The organism is Methanococcoides orientis (assembly GCF_021184045.1).
Classification (GTDB): Archaea; Halobacteriota; Methanosarcinia; order Methanosarcinales; family Methanosarcinaceae; genus Methanococcoides; species Methanococcoides orientis.
Genome location: NZ_CP073710.1, coordinates 1,442,496 through 1,467,013, shown reverse-complemented (window position 1 = coordinate 1,467,013; position 24,518 = coordinate 1,442,496). Strand labels below are relative to the sequence as shown.

The following is a 24,518-nucleotide window of genomic DNA, read 5'->3' as shown; positions in this document are numbered from 1 at the left end:
TTAGGATTAATGCATTTCAAGGATTTGAATATGGGTGTTGACAAAAGATTAGCGATAGATCTTGAGAATGCTTTGCTTAATATTGACAGGATAGCAGCAGAGAATATCGTTAAAAAAGCGTTAGTTGATGAGAATGAAGATATTTTTAAGGTCATTGATAATATCATCTCACCTGCACTTGAAAGCATTGGATATAAGTGGGAACATGGTGACATCGCACTTTCACAGGAATATATGGCAAGCAAGATTGCAGAAGAGCTAACCAGTGAAATTCTTCCAGTTGAAAGTTCGCAGAGGACTTCAAGAGCTGTCATAGGTATCACGACTCTTGAAGACCAACACATGCTTGGGAAACAGATCCTTAAGGCCCTGATAAGTTCAATGGGGTTCAATTTCATCGATTATGGCAGTATGTCTATTGAAAAGATCAAGAAAAAGATAACATCTGACAAAGTCGAAGTTCTTTTTATTTCCACCCTTATGCTGAACCACGCACTCAGAGTAAAAGAGGTTACCGAGTTCATAGAAAAGGAAAAAAACGGCACAAAGGTCATAGTAGGTGGTGCACCTTTCCTTTTTGATGATGAATTATGGAAAGAGGTCAATGCCAGTGCAATGGCCAGAACTGCTGTGGAAGGTATGCATATAGCTCAGGAACTTATTGGGGAATTCTGATGGTCAACGAAGAAATGACATCTATGGAACGTGTACTTACCACACTTGGGCAGGAGGAACCTGACAGGGTGCCTTACTTCCTTTTACTTACCATGCATGGTGCCAAAGAGCTGGGCATGTCAATTAAGGAATATTTTTCCAAGCCTGAATATGTAGCTAAAGGGCAGATTCGTATGAGGGAAAGATACGGGCATGATTGTTATTATCCTTTCTATTATGCGTCACTTGAGACCGAAGCCTGGGGAGGCAAGACTATATTCTACGAGGACGGACCCGCTAATGCAGGGGCACCTTTCATTAAGAGTATGGAAGATATAGAAAGTCTCGAAGCACCCGATGTGTGGGATAGTCCTCAGCTTCTTAAGGTCCTAAAAACCACAGAATTGTTAAAAGAAGATTCCGGAGAGGATGTGCCTATAATTGGAGTGGTCATGTCTCCATTTTCTGTCCCACCTATGCAGCTTGGTTTTAGCAAATATTTTGATCTCATGTATGAAAACCATGAATTGTTCAACAGGCTCATGGAGTTAAATACTGATTTCTGCATCGAATGGGCAAATGCACAATTGGAAGCAGGTGCTACGGCGATTTGTTATTTTGATCCTATATCTTCACCAACAATAGTTCCAAAGGAGATGTATATGGAAACTGGAAAACAGGTAGAGCAGAATGTGATCTCCAGCTTAAACGGGCCTGCTGCGGTGCATCTTGCATCAGGACGTGCTTTACCGATCATAGATGATATTGCAGATGCAGGAGCTTCAGTTGTCTGTACAAGTGCAACGGAGGACCTTGCAGAGGTCAAAGCAGCATGCAAAGGAAGAATGTCTGTACTTGGAAATCTGAATGGTATCGACATGAGGAACTGGACTGTTGAAACAACAGAATATACTGTAAGAGAAGCTATTGATAAAGCTGCAAAAGGGGGAGGCTTCATCCTTTCGGACAATCATGGTGAGATCCCATATCAAGTGCCATACGAAGTTCTTATGGCTATTTCTGATGCAGTTCGTAAGTATGGGAATTATCCAATAAACAGGTGAAAATTATTGATCGACAATATGTGTTTACTTGTTCCTGAAGGTATCATCAGGGAGGTCAAGTATGTTGCAGGTAATAATGACCTTTTTAAAAATGTCAATGTGATTGGAGTGCCTTACACTGATCTCCTCGAACAGAAATGTGATTGTGTGAACTGCGGTTTGATCCAACAGGCACTTGAGAGCTCTGAATGTTTTTACAAGGCTTTACTGATCCATGGTTCTGAATGTCCTGATATAATAAGGTCTCCTGAATGTAAAGGGACACTTCATACTCATGGAATGGAGAACCTGTACGAGCTGATGTTAAGTAGCAGAGAACTGGAAGAGTACAATAGTGAGTTCATAATTTCATCAGGATGGCTTGATAAGATCCTCAGCCAGGTCGAAAATGATGAACTGGGTATGGAAAGGATCAGGAAGTGCATTGATTCATCGTATTCCTCCATCCTTCATCTTGAGACTGGATTTTATGAAGGTAGTTCTAAGAATTTAGAGAAATTTTCTGAGGTAGTGGGAAAACCATTCAGGACGATGCATGTGGATGTTGATTTCATGGGGCTGAGTCTGGAAAATATTGTTCTTGAACATGATTGCGTTAGTAAGACCCGGAAGTTAAAAGAGGCAACAGAGAAGATGGCTTCCTGTTCCATGTCCATTGAGATCATAAAGGAACTTGTGGAACTTAAGGATGAGAAAGAAGTCGCAGAGAAAATCAGTCAGATGTACAATGTCCTGTTTTCACCAGAAAAGGTCAGTTATATCTCAGTAGATGATGGACTCGTTCAATCGGAATTTTCGATAAGCTCTGATCCGGATAATGAGCTGAACAGGGATTTTCTGGAATCAGATGAAAAATACCTGTTAAGTGAGAGTCGGGATGGTTTCTTGTTGAAGATAAAAAATCAGGCAGAGGTCATGGGTACTGTTGAAGTTAAAGGATTTTCTTATCCAGGGAATATAAACGAATACCTGAATACAGCTCTTATCATTGCAAATGCTTCATCTCTTGTAGTGTCTAACATCCGAAGGTACCAGGAGATACTTGAATCCAGGAAGCGACAGCAAGACCTTGCCGATACCCTGAAGGTAGTTAACAAGATCCTGAGACATGATGTTGCAAATAATCTGAATGTGGAAATTAATGCGATCGAGCTATATAATCTCAAAAATGATGCGAAGTTCCTTGAAATGGCACAGAGTTCTGCACATCGGAGTGTAGAAACGATCAGGAATATGAAAGATATTGAAAGTCAATTCTTATTAGATAGCCAGGATCTTTTACCTTATCATGTCCACGATTTAATTAAAGTTGCATGCAGGCATTTCGATATTAAAAGTTCGATAGAAGGTAATGCACTCATTATGGCAGACAACGCTCTGCCCTCAGTTATTGAGAACATAATAAGGAATGCACAGGTCCACGGTAAGGCAGATAGCATTCATGTGACCATAGATGATGATCAAACCAATTGTAAGATCCGCATCATGGACAATGGTGTCGGGATTCCGGACGAGATCAAAGCGTATATTTTCGGTGAGGGCTTCAAGTATGGAGATACCGGCAATACGGGTCTTGGACTTTATATTGTAAAAAAGACAATTGAAAGATACAATGGTACTATATATGTATCGGATAATATTCCAAAAGGGGCTTCTTTTATAATTGAGCTACCTTCGATACATACTGTGGATAGTTCAACGATTTGAATCCCTATGTTTCTTTTTTTCATCAATTTTATATCCGCAGTGAATATATGTCAGGAATTTGATTTCCCATACCTTATATTACTATGTGAGATTAAGAGGCAACCAGACGATGTGTTACATAAATAACACAATTAACTTAATTTTAATACTATTCTAAACGACAAAATGGGATTAATAATATGAGTAAAACTGAGCAGTAATTGAAGGAGATGGAGTCGGACCGGAACTCGTAGATGCTATGCTTAAAGTGGTAGAGGCCGTTGGCACAAATGTCGAGTTCGTGAAATGTGAAGCAGGAGCAGAATGGTGGGAGAAGGACGGTGGAACTTCCCTTGTTCCTGATGAGACATGGGCTATCCTTGACGAAGCAGATGCATGTTACAAGGGTCCTACCACAACACCTGGCGGAGCAGGATCTCAAAAAAAGTTGGAGATCCAAAAGGGAAGAATAAGGGAGGTTTCACCTTCACTTTTTCAGAGAACAGATTTAATCCTCCCATTATCATAAAAAAGATGGGTGATACTCATTCACTCAAGTTTACATCAACTAAAGAGAACAAGGGGATATTATAGTCGGTAAAGATGCCGATCTTGTTATCTTCGATCCCGAAAAAGAGAAATTACTTACCGCAGAGACACTTCATGAAAAAGCTCAATGGACACCCTATAAAAACCAGAAAATAACAGGTTGGCTGGAAATGACAATGAGCCGCGGAGAGATCATTGTGCAAAATGACGAATTCCTGGGTAAAAGGGATGGGGTCTTTTTATATAGAATAAAGCGCTTCGATTCGATAAAACGTTATTAATTTACAGAGAAAAGGATTAACATGGCACAGAAATCGACAATCATTTATACGAAAACCGATGAAGCTCCGGCTTTGGCAACCAGTTCTCTCCTGCCTATTGTACAGGCTTATGTAAAAAACGCCGGAATCACTATGGAAACGAGGGATATCTCCCTGGCGGGAAGAATCATTGCCCAGTTTCCCGAAAGACTGACAGAGGACCAGAAGATTTCCGATGCCCTTTCCGAATTGGGAGAGATGGTCTTAACTCCGGAAGCCAACATTATCAAACTACCCAATATCAGCGCTTCAGTTCCCCAGATTAAAGCGACAGTCACAGAACTCCAGGCTCAGGGATATGATCTGCCCGATTATCCAGAAGATCCTTCTAATGATGAAGAAAAGGCGATCAAAGCGAAATTCGATATTGTCAAGGGCAGTGCTGTTAACCCTGTATTGAGAGAAGGGAATTCTGACCGCAGAGCTCCTAAAGCTGTAAAAAATTATGCGAAAAAACATCCCCATTCCATGGGAGAATGGAAGTCCGATTCCAAATCCCATGTAGCCAGCATGACCGGCGGAGATTTTTACGGCAGTGAGAAATCGGTTGAAATTGAAGAAGCTACCAATTTCAGAATTTTCTTTACAGATGACGCTGGTAATAAAACACTATTAAAAGACAAAGCCCCTCTTCAGACCGGAGAAATCATTGATGCATCTGTTATGAACAAAAAAGCGCTTCAGGCATTTCTGGCTGAACAGATAGAAGATGCCAAAGCTAAAGATGTCTTATTCTCCGTTCATTTGAAAGCGACAATGATGAAAGTTTCCGACCCTATTATCTTCGGTCATGTTGTTAAGGTCTTCTTTAAAGAGATATTTGATAAATATGGTGATCTGCTTTCAGAATTGGGTGTAGATCCCAACCAAGGACTGGGAGATCTCTATTCAAAAATCCAGAATCTGCCTGAAGACAAACAGGCTGAAATCAAAGCAGATATAGAAGCTGTGTATGCCAAGAGACCGGCATTGGCTATGGTTAACTCCGACAAGGGAATTACCAATCTCCATGTTCCCAGCGATGTTATCGTCGACGCTTCCATGCCTGCAGCAATCCGCTCATCAGGTTGCATGTGGGGACCAGACGGGAAACTGAAAGATATGAAAGCCATAATTCCAGACCGCTCTTATTCGGGAGTGTATCAGGAAACTATTGAGTTCTGTCAAAAACACGGTGCCTTTGATCCATCAAAAATGGGAAGCGTTTCCAATGTGGGGCTTATGGCGCAAAAAGCTGAAGAATATGGCTCACATGACAAGACCTTTGAGATGACTGGTACAGGAAAAGTTCAAGTTGTCGATGACAACAATAATGTACTCCTTGAACAGCCGGTAGGGGAAGGAGATATCTTCCGCATGTGTCAGGTGAAAGACGCACCCGTTCAGGACTGGATCAAGCTGGCCGTTAAACGAGCCAAAGCAACAGGCTATCCTGCAGTCTTCTGGCTCGATGAGAAAAGAGCTCACGATTCACAGCTCATTAATAAAGTGAACAAATACTTGAAAGATTATGATACTGATGGCCTGGAACTATTGATCAAAGCTCCCGTTGAAGCGACCAGGTTTTCATTGGAGAGAATTAAAGAGGGCAAAGATACAATCTCTGTGACTGGAAATGTTTTGAGAGATTATCTGACAGACCTCTTTCCCATTTTGGAAGTGGGAACCAGTGCAAAAATGCTATCAATCGTTCCCCTAATGAATGGCGGTGGACTTTTCGAGACAGGTGCTGGCGGTTCGGCACCCAAACATGTACAGCAATTTGAATCGGAAGGTCACCTGCGTTGGGACTCTCTGGGAGAATTCTTGGCCTTAGCTGCTTCTCTGGAGTATCTGGGCAACAGTTTTGATAATCCTAAAGCTCTGGTTTTAGCAGAAACATTGGATAAAGCGACAGAGCTGGTTCTGGAAAACAGCAAATCACCTTCCCGAAAAGTGAATGAGATTGATAACAGAGGATCTCATTTTTATCTGGCAATGTATTGGGCTCAGGCTCTGGCTGATCAGGAGAAAGATAGCGAATTAAAAGCGATTTTTGAACCTGTAGCTAAAGCTCTGATGGAAAATGAAGAGAAGATTGCCAATGAGTTGTTAGAAGCTCAGGGCAAAGCTATGGATATCAAAGGATACTACTCTCCAGATGAGGAGTTGAGATCCCAGGCCATGAGACCTAGTGCGACTTTGAATGGGATCATCGATTCCATTTAATTTTATTGTGGAAACAAAAGGAAAGCCCCGGTTTCAGCCGGAGCTTTTTAGTATCTAAATAAGCAATGTGATCAGGGGGCTAAAGCTTCCGCGTCTGCTTGGGTTGGGAAGACAGATGCTATCTTCAAGGCAACAGAGGTTGTCATTGGAGAATGCAAGTATCTTACCTACGATATGGGTGGAGATGCATCCCTTAGCGGCATGACCGATGCTATCATCGCAAAACTGTAAAACAATATTATACGTAAGTAAGTCCGACTCTGGCGAGAATGGGACTTGAGGTGTATGGGATCTGCGGATCCTTTACACTATTCTTTTCTTTTTTTCCGAACTTTTAGTAAATTCTAGTAACTATAATTTAATTCGAATGTTGCTCCACATACTTTGAATTTAGTTTTCAATGGTGTTTTTTTCTATTTGCCTGCATATTTTCTAGATTTATGTTTCAATAATACATATAGTTCGAAAATCTCTAATTATTCTTGCATTCATCTACAATAGGCATTTATACCGGGCAGTGGTTCAATATTAAAAGCTTAATATGCAAAAAAGCATTTTCAGAAGGGTTCTATTAAAATATGGATCATGATGTGTGCTAATTAACACTCAATTTTTTAAAAATGTAAGTAAAGTTGTGATCATGTCAAGAATATATCGTATTCCTGAACCTCTATCTCTGATACATCCACGTTCATTAAAGCATCTTAGCTTCCAGCTTCAGGCATTCGTTAGGGGTAGACTCTGGCTCAAGATACTTATCGGAATGGCATTGGGAATCGTTACCGGTCTGATACTTGGACCATCGACTGGAATGATAAGTCAGGATGTTTCATATGCGATCGGTGAATGGCTTGCATTACCGGGATACATATTCCTGGCATTGCTGCAGATGATAGTTGTTCCTCTTGTTTTTGCATCTATCATCAGGGGTATTGCTTCGGGTGAGGATATGGAGCAGCTCAAAATGGTTGGCTTGCGTACGGTTGGATATTTTCTTGCAACCACAGCACTTGCCATACTGATCGGTCTTAGCCTTGCTTTAGTGATAGGTCCGGGTAATTATATCAGCAGCGATCTGGTTCAGGGGACAATGGGGTCGGAAATGCCGGAGGTCAGCGAAGGTGCTGTCACAACTCCCGGAATTGCAGATGTTCCTGGTCTGGTCACTACCATTCTGCCTACCAATCCGCTTGGATCACTAGCTACCGGACAAATGCTCCTGGTTGTTGTCTTTTCAATTATAATAGGTCTGGCCCTGGTTTCGATGTCACCCACACAGTCAAAACCTTTGCTTGATCTGCTGGGCTCGCTTCAGGAAGTGAGCATGACAGTTGTGCGATGGAGTATGTTACTTGCTCCTCTTGCTGTTTTTGGTCTTATAAGCAAGTTCACGCTGAATCTTGGGCTCGCTGCACTTCTGGGGATGCTGGTCTATGTGGGTACTGTACTTTTAGGTCTCCTGTCACTACTTGTCTTTTATTTGCTGATCGTTTTTATAATTTCAAGAAAAGGTCCTATTGATTTCCTGAGATCTGTAAGGGATGTACTGTTACTTGCATTCTCAACATCCAGTTCTGCTGTTGTCATGCCTTTGTCCATCAAGACCGCCGAGGATAAATTAGGTGTAAGACCTTCGATTTCTCAATTTGTCATTCCACTTGGTGCAACTATAAACATGAATGGAACAGCTCTTTATCAGAGCATAGCAGCAGTTTTCCTTGCACAGGTGTTTGGTGTGGAACTTGGGTTTGGTGCTCTTCTGTTGATCATGGTCACAGTGGTTGGTGCCTCGATCGGTACACCTTCCACACCTGGTGTCGGTATTGTTATACTTGCCATGATACTGAGCAGTGTTGGGATTCCGACTGCAGGTATAGCACTTATAATTGGTGTGGACAGGATTCTTGACATGTGCCGTACATCTGTAAACGTCACCGGGGATCTTGTAACCTGTGTGATCATGGATAAATGGGTGGGCAGCAAGAAACCAGCAATGCAAGAACGCTTTGAACACTCAAAACGTGAAACCGAAAGAAAGATTCTGGGTGAAGATGTTATTATTAATTCGAATGATGCGTGATCTTGTTCTTCAACAAAGATCTTTACTGGGCATTTTCCTGTGAAACAAGTAGCACTTCAAAACTAAGATGACATAAAAATTCAATAACTGATATTAAAAAAGAGATACTTATCCGCAAAAAAGCGGACAAGCTTCAGGCTGTCTTTCTGCCCATGTTCTTTTCGACTATAGGTTCGAAAAGGAAATACTTCTCTACATATGCCTGTATCTCTTCGTCAGAGATGCAGGAGACACGCTTTTCCTTGTCATAAAGTGCGTGTATATCGTTCTGGATCGACCTCAGGCGTGAGTCGTTCTTTTCGACGGTTATCTGAACGCCAATAAGTTCGTTCAGTGTATCCTGCACTTTGAAACGAAGTACTTCGATACCTGATGAATCACCTATAAGGAAAGCTCTGGTTCCGCCTACGATCTCTGGTGGGTATGGTTCGTAGGTGAATGGGTTCTTGATGACGCCTGCAGTGTGGATGCCTGACTCGTGGGCGAAAACATTTTTCCCGACGACAGATTTGTTTCTTGGTATCCTTATACCAATTTCTGTCTGCATGAATTTTGCAAACTCTGCAAGACATTCAAGGTTATATTTGTCAAAACCTTCAACACGGCGGCTAAGGAATAGCAATAATTTCTCCATCTCTGCATTTCCAGCCCTTTCGCCAATACCGAGGAAAGTTACATTGGACCAGTTTGCACCGTGCCAGTATCCTGCAATAGAGTTTGCAACTGCCAGGCCAAAATCATCGTGGCAATGTGTCTCAATGTTCTTTGCATTAAGATCTTCTTTTAAGTGTTTCACCATCTCGGGTATGCCGAATGGTTCATCCACATCTATAAATGGAACTCCAAAACCGATGGTGTCACAAAGACGGATCGTACAATCCGGGTCGATCTCAAGTATCTTTTCGATAAGCGGATATACGAAATAAGTATTGTCAGCTCGTGTCATATCCTCGATATGTGCACGGGTGCGAAGACCATGGTCCACTGCATACTGGAGTGCGTTCAGGTACTTCTCTTCTGCTGCTTCCCTGTTTGGAAGTCCCATCTTATCTATGATATGGGCATCGGAGACTGACATCAATACTCCTGTTTCTTCAATTTCTTCAATATCCAAAACCATGTCTATATCTGCAGGTACGGCTCTTGCCCAGCCGGTGATCTCGGGTGATTCATAGCCCCTGTCGAACATCATCTTAACTGCGTTCCTGTCACGCTCATTGTAGACAAATGTTTCCAGTTTTTCAATTCCTATCTGATGCAGATACTCGTATATCTGGAGCTTGTGATCTGCTTTTAAGACAATACCAGGCATCTGTGCTCCATCACGAATGGTACTGTCACTTATGCTTACTTCCTGTCCCAGTGGGAGTTTGATCTTTGGAAGATCTTCATAAGTTTTGTATATATTCATAAAATACCTCCTTGGACGTAATCAACTGCGAAATATGTGGTTAAAGCTATCACAGGTCCCTTATATTTCTTAGTGACAAAACGGTTTAAGAACAGTCCGTTTTCTGAACAGAACCTGCTTGTAAAAAACATCATCATCTGATTGAGTGTTCTCTTTGATTTAACTCCTGTAATACTTTATCCTTAAAATGTCTTTCTTTTTCTTCATCAAAATAGTTTTGAGTAAATGTCATATAGTTTACAACTTTCTTTAATAACGGAACATTTATTAACTGCCTTTTAGTATGGGTTAGAGCTTAAATCTTTATAATTTGGGAAACAAGATGGTAATCATGTGGAGCACAGTACTCAAAAAGTTCGAAAAACATCCTGCACAGCAAAAGGTCATAAAGATTCTTTTTGAACGTGGATTTCAGGTGAATGATGAGGGAAAAGTGACATCAGGTTCAATTGAGATCCCTCACACACAACTTGCAAAGGAAGCAGGCGTGGACCGCAGGGTGGTCGATGCTACTACAGATACCATTCTCACAGATGAACTTTTGACTAACATTTTCCAGAATGTAAAATCTATACCATTCCTTCGTGATGTTGCTCCGTCCCTGGGTCTTGGTGTTATCATAATCACGCCGGATGATGCTGCAAATGTAGGTATCCTTTCTAACGTTTCAAAAGTAATTTCCGACCACGGTCTCAGTATCAGGCAGGCAGTATCCGATGATCCCTATTTTAATAATGAAGCAAAACTGACCATCATCACCGACGCAAAGATCCCGGGTGAACTTGTTAGTGACATCCTTGATCTTCAAGGGGTCAAAGGCGTCAGCATATACTGAAAAGTAAAAAAGTCAAGACATAAAAAGATCACAGTACTGCTTTTGCAAAAGCTCTGAAAACACCTATCAGGTGTCTTGAGTTCATTGGATTCAATAACTTTTTGACCAGTATCGAGGGATGGTCCATATCCCCATACTTTGTTATCATTTCAAGTATAGCAGGATTGTTCATCGATCCTATCAGTTCATCCAGCTGATCATCGTTTAGTCCGCCGACAAAATCATGTATCTTCATCCCGATGCCAAGTTCACGACCAAGTTCGGCCTTCCATCGTTTTTCGTATGAACTTAGCCTCTCCCCGGAAATATCACCGTCAAGTGCGGCTTTTGCTGCAACTTCTCCTGCGATCTTCGCACAGGCAGCTCCGGTATATATGCCACCTCCGGAAGTAGGTTTTACCTGTCCTGCAGCATCTCCTGCAATGAGTACGCCATTCCCGAAAGTTCTCTTAAGGGGGCCGATGGGGATCCCACCCACCACAAGATCAAGCATACATCCGGAGTGACCGGTGGAAAGCTGAGGATTTGAAGAAATAACTCCTTTGAGATAGTTAATTGCATTTTGTTCGTTGCCTGGTTCAACAGCAAGTCCTATTCTTGATATCTCCTCGCTGACAGGTACGGTCCATGCAAAAAAACCAGGTGCATTCGATCCCATGAAAAGCTCTACAAAATCATCGTCTTTTGATCTGTAAGGTGCTTCTATCTGTACTCCTGACAGGACCCTGTCAACTCTTCCCAGTCCTGCATATCTGGCAATATTGCTTTTCACACCGTCTGCTCCGATGACGACCCTAGCCTTTATGGTGGCTGGTCTTCCCATATGCATTACTGAAATAAACTGGATTCCGTCCTTTTCCAGAAGGCCGGTCACACGTCCCTTTAGCATCAGTTCTGCACCTGCATCCACTGACATTGAAACAAGGTTTCGGTCAAAGATCTTCCTGGAAACAACATATGCCTTTGTCTTCCTACCGTCTATGGGAAGACAGGTTCCATTTGGCGAATGGACAAAAGCACCACGTACACTGTTCAGTACGAATTCTTCATCTGGCTTAATATCGCATTCCGCTACAGCACGTGTACTTAATAGTCCGGTGCACTCCACTGGTGTGCCGATAGATGAGTGTTCCTCGATCATGAGCACCTTTGCACCGTATTTGGCAGCATAGCGTGCAGCTGTGGATCCTGTAGGTCCGGCTCCGACAACAACAACATCATAGATCATAGGAACAACTCAAAAAGTAAAAAGAATAAAATGAACAATGGTTCGTTCTCATTGCTCACTAAGTATGACATCAGCGCCTATTGAACGCATTGCATCAAAGAAGTTAGGGTATGAAATGAAGATGGATTCTGCGGTATCGATAATGGTATTTCCGGCCACCATGCCTGCGAGTGTCAAAGCCATTACGATACGATGGTCGTGCCATCCGTGTACTTCTGCACCCTTGAATTCCCCTCCTCTTATTGTCAGGCTATCCTTTTCTTCCCTGCAGAATATTCCCATTTTCTCAAGTTCCATAGCCATTGCATGAAGCCTGTCCGTCTCCTTATAGCGTACATGCTCAGCATTGGTAATTACTGTCTCGCCCTTTGCCATGGCTCCAAGGACTGCGATTGTGGGTACGAGATCAGGGGTGGCACCTGCATCCATGGTTATGCCGTGGAGATCTCCGCCTCTTACGGTGGCTGTTCCTTCTTCCATATCCCAGTAGATATTTGCACCCATCTCTTTCAGTATGTTTATGATGGCTATATCACCCTGCATTGAAGGGAACAGGTTCTTGACCGTCAAGGTGGAGTTCGTCATTGCAGCGGCTGCAAGAAGGTATGATGCAGATGAGAAATCACCCGGTACTGTGTATTCCTCAAGGTTATAGCTCTGGTTACCGGGAATTATGAACTTAGGGTTGTTATGATCTTCAACTAGGATCTCAACACCTGCCTTTTCAATGACATCCAGTGTGACATCAATGTAAGGTTTGGATTTTAGTTCACCCTTGATAGAGAGGGTTGTACTGTTCCTTGTAAGCGGGCATGCAAGCAGTAATGCTGATATGAACTGTGAACTGATGGACCCGTCTATTTTGACGATAGCACCTGTAAGTCCACCGGTGACCACAATTGGTGCACATCCGTTATTACGGGTAGAATAGGCATCAACACCAAGATCGTTCAGGACCCTAAGAAGAGGGTCATTTGGTCTTGACCTTATGGAATTGTCGCCTGTGAGCACAGTAGTTCCTTCTGTAAGTGCAGAGATGGCGGTCATGAACCGAAGTGTAGTTCCTGAGTTTGCTACATCTATTATATCCTCGGGAATTTGCGGAACTCCATTGACACCGCTGATCAGAAGGTCTTCTCCATCCTTTTCAATGTATGCACCGAACATCTCACTAGCGCGAATGGTTGATTGTGTATCTGCAGATAGCAGTGGCCTGTGGATGGTTGCCTCTCTTGAAAGAGCGGCTATGGTGATGGCTCTGTGGGTATAGCTCTTTGAAGGAGGTGCGAATACCTCTCCATGCACATCGGATCTTCCAACTGTTACTTTCATTTATTGCACTCCTTTTACAATGTTCTCTATCTTGTCCCAGTCATGGTCATATATATGTGCAGAGATGCTCATCGTGGTGATGGTTCCAGCTTCCAGTCCCACATGTTCGGCAACGTACTCAAGAAGCTTGGAAAGGCCATAGAGATTGGCGGGATAAGCCCCTGCAAAGTCGTGGCTGCGGAATACTGTTGTCAGGTGGACCTTTTCATCCCTGATCTTAAAATCGTCAAGTATCATGCAGGGTACTTCATCAACATGGGTATCCACAGTTGGGATCCATGTGACTGCTGTAGCCCTTCGTGTCGTTTTGTTGTTCTTCAGTTTTTCAATTACATATGCGATCTGGTCTGTTTTTTCATCCCAGTTGCGAAGCCTCTGGCCGTATGTATATTCGAAATCCTGTGCATTTTCGCCGGTGATAAGCTGCTTTGCATATTCTTCCAGCCTTTCATGGTTCCATGCTATATCTGCAGGGATCTCATCCCTGTACGGATCATCTATCACGACCATCAGGTTCATGAACTCTCGTATCTGGCTTCCTCTCTCATCTGTAATGACCTTGCCGTGATTCCATATTACATTGAGTCCGCGGTACCATGCATCACTGATGGTCTGAGCTTTTATGATCCTTCCAATTGCCGCATCCTGCGTCATGACAAATTCTCCCTATAATGTACTAAAGTAAGCATTATCCTCTAATATAGCTATCTATTTAAAAATAATCCGGGAATCGTCACGAAGGGGATTTGTCTTTCTGCTCAATCGCTGAACTAAGCTTTGCTGATAATTAACACAGAAAAAGTAATAAACTTCACATCCATTCAGTCATCCCGATGGATGAAGATGCCCGATGCTATACCGTTGGATATGGAAACAGGTCACTGGAAGAATTTATCGACATTCTACAACAGTATGACCTCTCCTATCTGGTTGATATTCGAAGCTATCCGCATTCGGTACGTGAAGAGTTCAATAAAGAGAACCTCGAGATAGTATTGCCGAAATATAATATTGTTTATTCCCATTGTCCCGGGCTTGGAGGCTTACGGGAAGAAAGTTATATCAATTATATCGGAACGGATGAGTTCCGGGAATATTTCAAAAAATTGATTGGCAAGATAAAAGAAGTAAATAGCAACGGCTCTGATGTTGTCCTTATGTGTGCTGAGAAAAATCCGAAGAACTGCCACAGGTATAAGCTATCAAATGAGCTGGAATCCAGTGGAATAAGAGTTATCCACCTGACCAATCCCGGCCAGGCAGACCTTTTCAGTTTCTAATTGTATTGGCTTGTGCTTACATTGAGTTCAAACGACGGATCCTTTCTTCTGTGGTTGGATGTGTCCTGAAAAGATTCATCATTTTGCTACCTCTCAGAGGGTTGACGATAAACATATGTGCCGTATTCTCGGATGGTTGTACATCATTCCTGCGAGGGTGGTAGTTCTGTGCACCTGACTCCAGTTTGGAGAGCGCGCTGGCAAGTGCCCATGGTTTCTGTGATATGCGTGCTCCTTCTGCATCTGCTGCGAACTCACGTGAACGGGATATCGCAAGCTGGATTATGGTCGCAGCGAGTGGTGCCACAATTGCGAGTGCAATGAATCCTACGATATTGGTTCCTCCATTGTCGTCCCTTCCTCCGATGCCTCCAAAGATAGCAGCCCACCTTGCCCATGTTGCAAGCATTGTTATAACACCTGCAATGGTCGCTGCAACTGCACTGATAAGTGTGTCACGGTTCTTTACGTGTGCAAGCTCGTGTGCCAGTACACCTTCGATCTCTTCCGGTGTCAGAAGATTAAGGATGCCTGTAGTAGCTGCAACAGCTGCATGTTTTGGGTCTCTTCCGGTTGCGAATGCATTTGGCATGGATGTTTCCACAATGTAAACTTTAGGCATTGGAAGGTCTGCACGCATTGCAAGCTTGCGGACGATCTCATAAAGTTTAGGACTTTCAGATTCTGTTACTTCTTTTGCATGGTACATCTTCAGGACGATCTTGTCACTGTACCAGTAACTACCGAAGTTCAGGATGACAGCAAAAGCAAAAGCTATGATCATTCCGCTAGTGCCGCCAATAAGATTACCTACAATGACCAGCAGTCCTGTCAGGGATGCCAGCAGTAATGTGGTCTTAAACATATTTTTCATTTTCTACCTCATTTTGGGGTGGATGTTTTTGATCGAATTAACTACCATTAATATATCCACACATGCCCTGTAATCCATTGAATTGTAATTCTATATAAACAATTTGGTGCATTATTTAAAGAACGGCTATACTATTCTCTCTATACTTCTGCCACTACAATATATCAGAAGACAAAAAAGAAACAAGGGTAATAAGAAAAAGAAAAAAGAAGAATGAACTGCGAGCAGCTCAGACTTCTTCAATGGTCAGGTTCTCGTCCTCATCAAGTTCTGAAAGCGTGGCTTCCAGTTCGTCAAGGTTACTTTCAAGGTCCTCTATCTCTGAATCGGTCAGCCCGACCCCTTCCTCTGCAAGTACTTCATCTGCAGTTGGTGCTTCTGCTTCAACCTCGTCATCTGCTGCCTGGTCGCCCACACAACCTGAGAAGGTTAATCCGATCAGAAGGATGGCGACAATTCCAATGTGTTTAAAGCTGACCATGATTAGTCCTCCTGCTCTTCAGTCTCTTCATCATCTTCTTCTGCATCAGTTACTGAAGATGAGGTAAAATCCTCTATCTCGAACTTTATGGTGTCGTTTACCTCTTCATATGTCAATGAAGTTTCGTTCACGATCTCGTTCTTGATCTCTTCTTCATCGATGGTATCGAATATGTATTCGGTTACAGTATCATTGATCTCCACTGTTGCAGATGAGTTGATCTCAAAGATCTTTACTTCGATCTCGATTTCGATCTCATCGTCTTCTTCATCCTCTTCATCGGTTTCTTCTTCAGTGGAGTCAGTTGTTGCAGTGACTTCTTCATCATCTTCGACTTCTGCAAACTGCATCTCGTCACCTGCGCCGACCTTATATGTTCCTTCTCCTGAGAGTGAAGCACTTCCGGTTCCTTCTGCGAAGACTGTCAGATCCTCTCCACTTACCATGACGGTAAGCCTTGTTCCATTAATGAGGGCGTCACCTGTGAAGTTATCATACACAGAGGCACGGTATCCGTCTTCTGTCTGCTGATTCACGACATCGTATGTTGCTCCGCTGACATCAATTTCTGCATCCCCTGCAAGGTCCTTGATCACAAGCATTGCATCTGTTGCATTGATGGTAACGTTAAATTGTCCGGAAAGAACAATGGTACCGTCACCCTCTGCATTGAGAGCACCCTCGCCTGTCATGTTCACATAACCATCTCTGGATTCCTTCATTTCATCCAGAATTTCTCTAAGAACCTCGTTGGCTTCCTTGGTTTTATCGATTGCATCCTCAAGGTTTCCTTCTTCCAGCAGTGCCTTAGCTTCAGCTATCAGGCGGTTGTATTCATCGAGAAGTTCCTGAAGTTCGGCAGCTTGCTCTTCATCTTCCACTTGGTCGATTTCATCTTGTAGACTTTCGGAAACATCATCTGATTTCTCAAGGTATGTTTCAAGTCCATCGCCCACTCTCTCTCTTGTGCTTTGTCTAATGTCTTTTATTGCATCTTTCCAGAGCTTCCTGATGTCCTTCAGTGCATCTGATAAGTCTTTTCTTGTTTCAGCATCTCCAACGTCTTCTTTAATATCATCAAATTGTGAAATGTAATCGTCAATTGTATCATTCACTTCATCAGAATAGCCGCCTTCGTCTTTGATATTCTCAAGGCGAATGATCATGTAGTCGATAGTGCTATTGAGGTAAATCTTTGATTCGTTGACCATTTCTTCAGTTGTAAGATTACCTCTTGCCTGCTGCCTCTTTATCATCTGGAACTCAGATGTCATCTTGTTGTAGTCGTTCTTGGCAGCCTGTATATTCTTAGCTTCCTGGTAATTTGTCCTTAACCTGTCCTGGTCCTGTACGCCTACCGTCTCACCGGTAGCATTCTTCTTCATTTGACCAGGTGCGTTCTCAAATCCATTTCCATTGTCTGCAAGTGCTGCCATAGGAAGTAAGCTGACTACCATCAGCACAGCAGCGATAATTGCAAAACCTTTCATCGTTCCTCTCTTCATTACGGATTCCTCCATTATCATGAAATTAACTTACAAAACAATATTCTGAATATTTGAATATAAACTTACTTTAGGGCTAATTGTTCGGAAGATATGTCTCATAATAATTGCAGATTTTTTCAAGCATAATATTTAGGATAAAACTTGATGATGGCTTATTTATTAAAAATAAGTTCTTAAAAGCATTTTATTCCTAATTAATACTTTACAACAAGGTTTTCTGATTATTTTTACTATTTCTTCCTGATATGATCTACGACAACATGTGCTTTTTATTGGAACATCTATTCAAAATAACAAAATAACCTGAAAAATGGATTCGAGAGCAACAATAAACTATAATAGTTGCCTGCCATAATACTACATTGTGAAGATTAGGACCTTATTTGTTTTCAGCGTATGTATCTTGGCATGCTTCTTTTCAGCAGTTCCGGCAAGTGCCGAAGGGACAGCGACTATTCATGGTGCCATCTATGAATGGGATACTTTCCAGCTGATGGAGAATGTTATCATTGAAGTGAACACCACGCCGCCACAGTCCATCGTAGCTAAATATGGTGTATATTCTATGAATCTTGCTCCGGGTGAATACCTGATCACAGCAACTTATTACGAGAACAACACGCTTACAGCCTCTACGCAGGAAACGATTACCATCAGTGATGATGGTGACTACATTATAGACCTGATACTTCTTCCTTCATATGATAGCGATCTTAGCGAAGACCCTGATCTTTTGAACATTACTACTTCATTGGAAGCTGATTCCGAAGCAATTGAAAATGGAGCAGGTGGTAATACACTATATTATGTTGCAGTTCTTATTATTCTTTTAATGGCCGGGAGTGGTCTTTATCTCTTCTCAAAGAAGAATGGGAAGAAAGAGGCTGATGAAGATTATTCAATATCTGCCGTTGGCGAAGATATTGTAAAAATCGCAGTCGTGGAAACTAAGGATGAGTCCCCTGCAGGTATGCCTGATGAATCAGAAGGATTGGAGTCGGAAATGCTCGATGCACCTGAAGCACCTGAAGTGGTTGATGTGGGGGGAGAGATTCCATTACCTTCGGACCTGCAGGAAGTTCTTGATATTATCAGATCGAGCGGAGGACGGATCACTCAGAAGGACCTTCGCTCTAAACTCAGCTATTCTGAAGCAAAGGTAAGCCTGCTCGTTTCAGATCTTGAGAACCGGGGACTTGTGGAGAAGTTCAAGAAGGGCAGGGGCAATATAATCATCATTCCTGATGAACATAGGTGATGGAGGTATAAGTTACTTTGATGGTTCCCGGGATTTTGACCTGAAAAGTTCCTTCTACCATTCTAAAGTCATGGCTGTTCTTATCAATACATTTATATGAGAAATAACTAAGAGGGAACACATGAGAGTTTCAATGGATATCGAACTAAAGGATGCTCCGGGACAGTTGCTTCTGGCTCTGAATCCGATCTCAGAGCTAAAAGGGAACCTTAAGTCCATCGTACATCACCATGAAGATCGTACTCCAAGAAGTACTATTCCTGTTCAGCTCGTGTTCGAGGTAGAACATGAGAACCTCGATCTTATTATTTCACGTCTTGAAGAGAACGGTATCGGTGTTGCCAGGGTTGATGAAAAGCGCTTTATGGAACATGGTGCGGTCATTTTGATAGGTCACATTGTACATACCGATATACAGGACACTATAGATACTATTGACAAGACAGGTTTTGCAGAAGTTGTGGACATTTGCCTTTCAATGCCTCACATCGATAAACGGTCATCTGCTTCCCTGAAGATAGATGCTGTTGGCAGGAAAGAGCTTCATGAAGCAATGGCTGTCTTGAAGGAAGTAGCAGAGAAAAAGGACCTTCTGGTCATAGAGCCGATAGGGGCTGAAGTTGCATAAAGGTGATATTTCAATGAGAAAAGTACGCGCATCCATTATTGGATTTGGTTCAGTGGGACGGGGTGTTGCAGAGGTCATACTGCAAAAGGATGATGAACTGAAGTCTCTTGGTATCGACCTTGATGTTGTTGCAATAGCCGATTCTAGGGGAGCTGAGGTCAACTCCGAAGGCATCGATCTTAATGCTGCTCTTGCAAGAAAAAATGAAACCGGTACTGTGGCTATTGAAGATCTCACTGGTGAATACGTCATCAGGAATGTTGATCATGATCTTGTCATCGAGACGACACCTACCGATATTGAGACCGGTGGTACCGGACTTGTCAATATGCTTGCTGCATTTGAAAATGGCAGGGATGTCGTTACCTCTAACAAAGGTCCTCTTACACTTAAATACCAGGAGCTTATGAAGGCTGCCAGTGAAGCAGACTGCAAGTTCATGTTCGAGGCTACCGTAGGCGGTGCAATGCCTATTATCAATCTTATAAAAAGCACACTTGCCGGTAACGAGATCCAGAGTATTGAAGGTATCCTGAATGGTACCTGCAATTACATACTAACACGTATGATGGAAGAAAAAGCATCATATGAGCAGATGCTTGCAGAATCCAAGGAATTGGGTATTGCTGAGACCGATCCTACCTACGATGTAGAGGGTATCGATGCTGCATGCAAGTTGGTAATTCTTTCAAATTCAATCTTTGGGCAGAATGCCACTTTCCAGGATGTTGAGGTCACCGGTATTACCAAGATCACACCTGAATCACTTGCTCTTGCCTATGATGAGGGCTATGTGATCAAGCTCATTGGAGAGGTCAGGAAGGATCGCCTAAGGGTATCACCACGTCTTGTACCGGCTTCCCATCCACTGGCAGTTGGCGGGACACTTAATGTTGCATCAGTACGTACCGATCTTGCAGGCACCGTCACGGTTGCCGGAAGGGGTGCAGGTTCCATTGAAACTGCAAGTGCGATATTGAGTGATGTCATATCCATTTACAGGGAATAAAATTTCTTTACATGTTGTTATTGGGGAATATTAACAGGAAGTTATCTGCATGACCGATTTCAAAGAATTCGCTGACGTATGTAAAAAAATAGAACATACTGCAGGCTCACTGGATATGACGGACATCGTCTCTGAGATGTTACATTCAGTATCCGGTGAAGAACTTCCGGTTGTTGTTCATTTTGTTATGGGGGATGTCTTCCCTGCATGGAGCACCGAACAGCTTGGAGTTGGTCCGAGTCTTCTTTACGCAGCTCTGTCCAGATCATCAGGTCTTTCGCAAAAAGAGATCGAGAACCTCGTGCGAAATACCGGGGATATCGGTGAGACTGCAATTGCCGCACTGAAAAAAGAAACTAAGAATCAGGCAACGTTCTCTGCTTTCATGGATGATACTCCATCGCTTTCTATCATGGAAGTATTTGAGAGGTTCAACAACATTTCAAGGACAAACGGAAAAGGTTCTCAGACAACTAAGATAAAGAATTTGCAGTATCTTTTCAATTCAGCAACTCCTGAGGAAGCCCGCTATCTTGCAAGGCTGGCAATAGAAGATCTTCGAATTGGTGTTGGTGAAGGTATCGTAAGGGATGCAATCTCCAAAGCATTCGGAGTGCCTGCGGGGGATATTGAACGTGGGTTTATGCTGACCAATGATCTTGGCCTTGTGGCAATTGCTGCAAAAGAAGGTGGTTTGGAGGCGGTTTCAAAGCTTGATATGGAACTGAACCGACCGATCAAGATGATGCTGGCACAGGTCACGCCAAGTATTGAAACTGCTATCAATGATCTTGGTGTTGTGGCTGTTGAATGGAAGTTCGATGGTGCCAGGGTGCAGATACACAAGGATGGGGATAACATCAACATCTTCTCAAGACGTCTTGAGAATGTTACAGGTTCATTACCAGATATCGTTGAAGCTGTGAAGAATAATGTAAAGGCAGATTCTGCAATTCTTGAGGGTGAGGCTGTTGCTGTGGATGAGGATGGAAATCCTCGTGCATTTCAGGATATCCTTAAGCGCTTCAGGAGGAAGTATGATGTTGAGACCACGGTGCGTGAGATCCCTCTTAAGCTGAACCTTTTTGACATTCTCTACCTTAATGGTGAAGTGCTGATCGATATGTCACTTTCCGACAGGAGAAATGCTCTGGTCGGATGTGTTGAAAACAACGGTGGTATAATGGTTGATGAGCAGGTGCTTACTGATGATGCCGAAAAAGTGAACGAGATCTACTCTGCAGCACTGGCTGCAGGTCATGAAGGTGTCATGATCAAAAATCCAAAAGCTCCCTATTCACCCGGCAAAAGGGGCAAGAACTGGTTAAAGAAGAAACCTATCATGGAAACTCTCGACCTTGTGGTCATTGGTGCGGAATGGGGTTATGGAAGGCGTGCAAACCTCATTGGTTCCTATGCACTGGCATGCTTTGATCCCGATGCAGGCACTTTCCTTCCAATAGGAAAGGTGGCTACCGGTTTTTCAGATGAACAACTTGCAGAACTGACAGAGCTTCTGTCCGATCAGATCGTTGTTGAATCCGGAAGAGAGATCGAGCTAAAACCAGAAGTAGTATTCGAGGTCGCCTTCGAGGAGATCCAGAAGAGTACTAATTATGAATCTGGATATGCATTGAGGTTCCCAAGGCTTGTGAATGTCAGGGAAGACAAGTCTCCTGAAGAAGCCGAGACCCTTGAGCGTATCGAGAGTATTTATCTTGCTCAAAGGAGTTAAAGATTAAAACTAAAGATCAAAGCCAAATCATAATTTAATATGATGATATTAAATTATGATCCGGCCAAGTTATTTTTTTATTTATTATTAAATAAAGTTCATCGGCCGAGCTCGGCATGAGCTCTTGCCAGATGTCCGGCAGCTTGTGCACCTATCAGTGATATCTCGCCTGCAAGCACCGCTGCTGCTACTATTTCTGCCAGTTTCTTTGAGTTCTCACCCGGAACTTTGCCGGCACCTGCAACTCCCAACAGGTTCAAGCAATCTCTCTGCGTTCCGATACTTGTTCCTCCTCCAACTGTACCGACCTGCACGGATGGCATGGTAACTGCACAATAGAGGTCTCCATATTCATTCACTTCCATTGTTGTGATGGCGGTACTGCCTTCCACGACGTGAGCTGCATCCTGTCCGCATGCAAGGTATAATGCTGCTACGATGTTGGCAGCATGTGCATTGAAACCAAGTGCTCCTGCTCTTGCAGAACCAAGGAGGTTCTTCCTGTAGTTCACCTCTTCCATCATTTCTGGAGTGGTCTTCAGTTTCTTTTCGACAAGCTCCTTTGGGATCGTTACATCGGCTGCAACTGTCTTCCCTCTGCCAAGTATATTATTGATGGCTGCAGGTTTCTTGTCAGTGCACATGTTCCCTGAAAGGGATATTGGATAAGCTCCGAACTCATCGGAGATGAGGTTGAGTATTGCATCGGTGGCAATGGTGACCATGTTCATTCCCATTGCATCCTTTGTATCATAGGCGAACCTTAAGAAAACGGTGTTTCCTGTAACGTATGGCTCAACGCTGAGCAGTTCACCAAAGCGTGTTGTTCCGCCGGCCTTTTCCTTCATCTTTTCAAATGTCTCAGGCTTTCTTATCCAGTCCACGAATTTCCTTGCGTGTGCAACATCATCCATTTTGAAAACAGGTGCGCGTGTCATCTGATCCTGAAATATCCTGACATTGGCACCGCCGGAAGCTGTAATGGCAGAACATCCGCGGTTGGTACTTGCAACAAGTGCTCCTTCGGTGGTGGCAAGTGGAAGCATGAACTCATCGTTAGCATATTCGCCGTTTATTTTAATGGCTCCTGCAATTCCAAGGGGGATCTGTATGGCGCCGATCATATTTTCGATATTGCGTTTTGTAACTGATTCGGCATCAATTGTATAGTTCTGAATATGTTCGAACTGGACACCTTCCATCTTCTCGATCGCACATTTCCTCAGCCTGATCGCAGTATCCTTGTCTGTATATGCATCGATCTTCCTTAGGGGGATCTCTCCTGATACGATTTTCTCAATCAATTCCTCTTCGTTAAATGTGGGTTCGGTGTTTGATGCCATGATATTCCCCTTTTGTATGATGTAGATTGTTAATGCCAGATGATCTCAGAATGAATATTTTTCCGCAGTTCGGTAAAAATATGTTCAATAAATTCCTGTTATTGGTCGCTGATTATAGTATTTGATGATATTTATAGGTTCATATTCAGTAAATCAGCATCAACCGACTTCTTTATCTGTTTTATCTTCTTTTTTAAATTGGTTAAATAGCTTCCTCTCTCTATAATGATGATGATTAGTATTAACTGAAGTGCAGATAAGCTTAAATATTAAAATACCAATCTTTTTAAGGAAGCCGTATCTCTGGTATGGGTTCACAAGAGAGGGATGAAACGAACCGTAATTCAGCGGTTTGGTTGTTGTCATTCAAGGATTAATTGCACTTGTCTATGTGTTCTTTATAGAGAATTCAGGGCATCTGTTTACATAGGTGGTATTGAATGATTAATTCGAACAGTCTTACAATGGGTCATGTTGCCAGGTTAGGCTCCGATTCTAAAGAGGAGTTCAATAAGTGGCGCAAGGAATGGATCGTAGAAAATGCGAAGTCCAGGCAGCTAGAAGTCTATCAGGAGATGACTGACCATAATAATACCAATGGTTTTTGGGCCTGGTATCTTGAAAAGCATAGTGATCTGACCCGTAGGTATAATAATCTTTATTCTGACATAACTGCAAAGGATTGCAGGGAACTGGAACTTAGTAATTCCAATGGTTCAGGTTTCAGCATTAATCCTGGATATGGCGACCTTGACAGAATCAGAAAGGATTTTATTAAACATGATAATGAGGCAATCGAACGCATAACCTCAAGTCTGAGCAAGATCGGTCTTGAAAAAGAGGCACAAAAACTTGCTTCGACGGAACCAATGGATAAAAAGACTATCCAAACTCTTGACAGGTTCTTTGACTCATTGCATGAAAATGAATTCAATGATTTTCAGGTAATTGATTTTTATCTGTCACTTTCTCCTGAAGAACGTATATCTCTTGGATGTAAACCCTAATATCCAACCAGATCCTCAACAACATCTA

21 protein-coding genes and 1 pseudogene are annotated in these 24,518 nt (G+C 42.7%); 13 read left to right on the top strand and 9 right to left on the bottom strand.

The features are described from left to right. Nucleotides 1-9 precede the first annotated feature (9 nt). The 6 genes and pseudogenes from J7W08_RS07000 to J7W08_RS06970 all read left to right on the top strand — a co-directional run bounded on the left by J7W08_RS07000 (nt 10) and on the right by J7W08_RS06970 (nt 8,561). A complete protein-coding gene (locus tag J7W08_RS07000; RefSeq protein WP_233083826.1) occupies nt 10-675 on the top strand; it encodes a cobalamin B12-binding domain-containing protein in 666 nt (221 codons plus the stop codon). Beyond that, nucleotides 675-1,718, top strand: coding sequence for a uroporphyrinogen decarboxylase family protein (locus tag J7W08_RS06995; RefSeq protein ID WP_233083825.1), 1,044 nt, complete (start codon nt 675-677; stop codon nt 1,716-1,718). The genes J7W08_RS07000 and J7W08_RS06995 overlap by 1 nt, the downstream gene beginning before the upstream one ends. A 6-nt stretch (nt 1,719-1,724) precedes the next feature. Next, entirely contained in the window at nt 1,725-3,425 is a 1,701-nt protein-coding gene (locus J7W08_RS06990) for a sensor histidine kinase (protein ID WP_233083824.1), read from the top strand. Nucleotides 3,426-3,604: 179 nt separating this feature from the next. Beyond that, nucleotides 3,605-3,861, top strand: a pseudogene (locus tag J7W08_RS06985) (isocitrate/isopropylmalate family dehydrogenase); the annotation flags it as partial. A gap of 394 nt (nt 3,862-4,255) precedes the next feature. Beyond that, nucleotides 4,256-6,481: an NADP-dependent isocitrate dehydrogenase gene (locus J7W08_RS06980; RefSeq protein WP_233083823.1), complete on the top strand. Its 2,226-nt coding sequence runs from the start codon at nt 4,256-4,258 to the stop codon at nt 6,479-6,481. 640 nt (nt 6,482-7,121) lie between these two features. Continuing rightward, complete coding sequence (locus J7W08_RS06970; protein WP_233083822.1) at nt 7,122-8,561, top strand: dicarboxylate/amino acid:cation symporter; 1,440 nt, start codon at nt 7,122-7,124, stop codon at nt 8,559-8,561. Nucleotides 8,562-8,694: 133 nt separating this feature from the next. Here the strand turns inward: J7W08_RS06970 and J7W08_RS06965 are convergent, their stop codons facing one another. Next, on the bottom strand, nt 8,695-9,972 hold the full coding sequence (locus J7W08_RS06965; protein WP_233083821.1) for a hydroxymethylglutaryl-CoA lyase-like TIM-barrel protein: 1,278 nt from the start codon (nt 9,970-9,972) through the stop codon (nt 8,695-8,697). A 331-nt stretch (nt 9,973-10,303) separates the two neighbouring features. Between J7W08_RS06965 and trpY the strand changes: the two genes are divergently transcribed. After that, nucleotides 10,304-10,807 carry a TrpY family transcription regulator gene (trpY, locus tag J7W08_RS06960; RefSeq protein ID WP_233083820.1) on the top strand — a complete coding sequence of 168 codons (504 nt, stop codon included), beginning with the start codon at nt 10,304-10,306 and terminating at the stop codon, nt 10,805-10,807. Nucleotides 10,808-10,835: 28 nt separating this feature from the next. Here the strand turns inward: trpY and J7W08_RS06955 are convergent, their stop codons facing one another. Genes J7W08_RS06955 through J7W08_RS06945 form a run of 3 tightly spaced genes read right to left on the bottom strand, consistent with a single transcriptional unit; the run spans nt 10,836 to nt 14,021 of the window. Continuing rightward, the gene (locus J7W08_RS06955) at nt 10,836-12,035 is read right to left on the bottom strand and encodes a geranylgeranyl reductase family protein (protein WP_233083819.1); all 1,200 of its coding nucleotides are present in this window, start codon (nt 12,033-12,035) and stop codon (nt 10,836-10,838) included. A 48-nt stretch (nt 12,036-12,083) separates the two neighbouring features. Continuing rightward, nucleotides 12,084-13,367, bottom strand: coding sequence for a 3-phosphoshikimate 1-carboxyvinyltransferase (gene aroA / locus J7W08_RS06950; RefSeq protein ID WP_233083818.1), 1,284 nt, complete (start codon nt 13,365-13,367; stop codon nt 12,084-12,086). After that, nucleotides 13,368-14,021 (bottom strand): thymidylate synthase, encoded by a 654-nt coding sequence (locus J7W08_RS06945; protein ID WP_233083817.1) that lies wholly within the window; start codon nt 14,019-14,021, stop codon nt 13,368-13,370. A gap of 179 nt (nt 14,022-14,200) precedes the next feature. On the opposite strand from J7W08_RS06945, the gene J7W08_RS06940 reads away from it, so the two are divergent. Then, the gene (locus tag J7W08_RS06940; protein ID WP_233083816.1) at nt 14,201-14,647 is read left to right on the top strand and encodes a DUF488 domain-containing protein; all 447 of its coding nucleotides are present in this window, start codon (nt 14,201-14,203) and stop codon (nt 14,645-14,647) included. Nucleotides 14,648-14,663: 16 nt separating this feature from the next. Here the strand turns inward: J7W08_RS06940 and htpX are convergent, their stop codons facing one another. The 3 genes from htpX to J7W08_RS06925 form a co-directional block, all read right to left on the bottom strand. Further along, nucleotides 14,664-15,521, bottom strand: coding sequence for a zinc metalloprotease HtpX (htpX, locus tag J7W08_RS06935; protein WP_233083815.1), 858 nt, complete (start codon nt 15,519-15,521; stop codon nt 14,664-14,666). 229 nt (nt 15,522-15,750) lie between these two features. After that, nucleotides 15,751-16,002, bottom strand: coding sequence for a hypothetical protein (locus J7W08_RS06930; protein ID WP_233083814.1), 252 nt, complete (start codon nt 16,000-16,002; stop codon nt 15,751-15,753). A 2-nt stretch (nt 16,003-16,004) separates the two neighbouring features. Continuing rightward, on the bottom strand, nt 16,005-17,507 hold the full coding sequence (locus J7W08_RS06925; protein WP_233083813.1) for a hypothetical protein: 1,503 nt from the start codon (nt 17,505-17,507) through the stop codon (nt 16,005-16,007). 406 nt (nt 17,508-17,913) lie between these two features. Between J7W08_RS06925 and J7W08_RS06920 the strand changes: the two genes are divergently transcribed. From J7W08_RS06920 to J7W08_RS06905, 4 genes are all read left to right on the top strand, one after another. Further along, a complete protein-coding gene (locus tag J7W08_RS06920; protein WP_233083812.1) occupies nt 17,914-18,768 on the top strand; it encodes a helix-turn-helix transcriptional regulator in 855 nt (284 codons plus the stop codon). A 121-nt stretch (nt 18,769-18,889) separates the two neighbouring features. Continuing rightward, nucleotides 18,890-19,396 (top strand): amino acid-binding protein, encoded by a 507-nt coding sequence (locus J7W08_RS06915; protein ID WP_233083811.1) that lies wholly within the window; start codon nt 18,890-18,892, stop codon nt 19,394-19,396. Between the two features lie 13 nt (nt 19,397-19,409). Beyond that, complete coding sequence (locus tag J7W08_RS06910) at nt 19,410-20,405, top strand: homoserine dehydrogenase (protein WP_233083810.1); 996 nt, start codon at nt 19,410-19,412, stop codon at nt 20,403-20,405. 49 nt (nt 20,406-20,454) lie between these two features. After that, nucleotides 20,455-22,140, top strand: coding sequence for an ATP-dependent DNA ligase (locus tag J7W08_RS06905; RefSeq protein ID WP_233083809.1), 1,686 nt, complete (start codon nt 20,455-20,457; stop codon nt 22,138-22,140). A 98-nt stretch (nt 22,141-22,238) separates the two neighbouring features. Here J7W08_RS06905 and hmgA read toward each other — a convergent pair whose 3' ends face one another. Both hmgA and J7W08_RS06895 read right to left on the bottom strand, forming a co-directional pair. Continuing rightward, nucleotides 22,239-23,483, bottom strand: a complete 1,245-nt coding sequence (gene hmgA / locus J7W08_RS06900) for a hydroxymethylglutaryl-CoA reductase (NADPH) (RefSeq protein WP_233083808.1) — start codon at nt 23,481-23,483, stop codon at nt 22,239-22,241. A 159-nt stretch (nt 23,484-23,642) separates the two neighbouring features. Next, entirely contained in the window at nt 23,643-23,849 is a 207-nt protein-coding gene (locus tag J7W08_RS06895) for a hypothetical protein (RefSeq protein WP_233083807.1), read from the bottom strand. A 74-nt stretch (nt 23,850-23,923) separates the two neighbouring features. Between J7W08_RS06895 and J7W08_RS06890 the strand changes: the two genes are divergently transcribed. After that, a complete protein-coding gene (locus J7W08_RS06890; protein WP_233083806.1) occupies nt 23,924-24,490 on the top strand; it encodes a hypothetical protein in 567 nt (188 codons plus the stop codon). Nucleotides 24,491-24,518 lie beyond the last annotated feature (28 nt).

Bases quoted from the DNA above. Each gene is read 5' to 3' on its own strand.
- J7W08_RS07000 (WP_233083826.1), top strand. From the start codon at position 10: ATGCATTTCAAGGATTTGAATATGGGTGTTGACAAAAGATTAGCGATA.
- J7W08_RS06995 (WP_233083825.1), top strand. From the start codon at position 675: ATGGTCAACGAAGAAATGACATCTATGGAACGTGTACTTACCACACTT.
- J7W08_RS06980 (WP_233083823.1), top strand. From the start codon at position 4,256: ATGGCACAGAAATCGACAATCATTTATACGAAAACCGATGAAGCTCCG.
- J7W08_RS06970 (WP_233083822.1), top strand. From the start codon at position 7,122: ATGTCAAGAATATATCGTATTCCTGAACCTCTATCTCTGATACATCCA.
- J7W08_RS06965 (WP_233083821.1), bottom strand. From the start codon at position 9,972: ATGAATATATACAAAACTTATGAAGATCTTCCAAAGATCAAACTCCCA.
- trpY (WP_233083820.1), top strand. From the start codon at position 10,304: ATGTGGAGCACAGTACTCAAAAAGTTCGAAAAACATCCTGCACAGCAA.
- J7W08_RS06955 (WP_233083819.1), bottom strand. From the start codon at position 12,035: ATGATCTATGATGTTGTTGTTGTCGGAGCCGGACCTACAGGATCCACA.
- aroA (WP_233083818.1), bottom strand. From the start codon at position 13,367: ATGAAAGTAACAGTTGGAAGATCCGATGTGCATGGAGAGGTATTCGCA.
- J7W08_RS06945 (WP_233083817.1), bottom strand. From the start codon at position 14,021: ATGACGCAGGATGCGGCAATTGGAAGGATCATAAAAGCTCAGACCATC.
- J7W08_RS06940 (WP_233083816.1), top strand. From the start codon at position 14,201: ATGGATGAAGATGCCCGATGCTATACCGTTGGATATGGAAACAGGTCA.
- htpX (WP_233083815.1), bottom strand. From the start codon at position 15,521: ATGAAAAATATGTTTAAGACCACATTACTGCTGGCATCCCTGACAGGA.
- J7W08_RS06930 (WP_233083814.1), bottom strand. From the start codon at position 16,002: ATGGTCAGCTTTAAACACATTGGAATTGTCGCCATCCTTCTGATCGGA.
- J7W08_RS06925 (WP_233083813.1), bottom strand. From the start codon at position 17,507: ATGAAGAGAGGAACGATGAAAGGTTTTGCAATTATCGCTGCTGTGCTG.
- J7W08_RS06915 (WP_233083811.1), top strand. From the start codon at position 18,890: ATGAGAGTTTCAATGGATATCGAACTAAAGGATGCTCCGGGACAGTTG.
- J7W08_RS06910 (WP_233083810.1), top strand. From the start codon at position 19,410: ATGAGAAAAGTACGCGCATCCATTATTGGATTTGGTTCAGTGGGACGG.
- J7W08_RS06905 (WP_233083809.1), top strand. From the start codon at position 20,455: ATGACCGATTTCAAAGAATTCGCTGACGTATGTAAAAAAATAGAACAT.
- hmgA (WP_233083808.1), bottom strand. From the start codon at position 23,483: ATGGCATCAAACACCGAACCCACATTTAACGAAGAGGAATTGATTGAG.
- J7W08_RS06895 (WP_233083807.1), bottom strand. From the start codon at position 23,849: ATGACAACAACCAAACCGCTGAATTACGGTTCGTTTCATCCCTCTCTT.
- J7W08_RS06890 (WP_233083806.1), top strand. From the start codon at position 23,924: ATGATTAATTCGAACAGTCTTACAATGGGTCATGTTGCCAGGTTAGGC.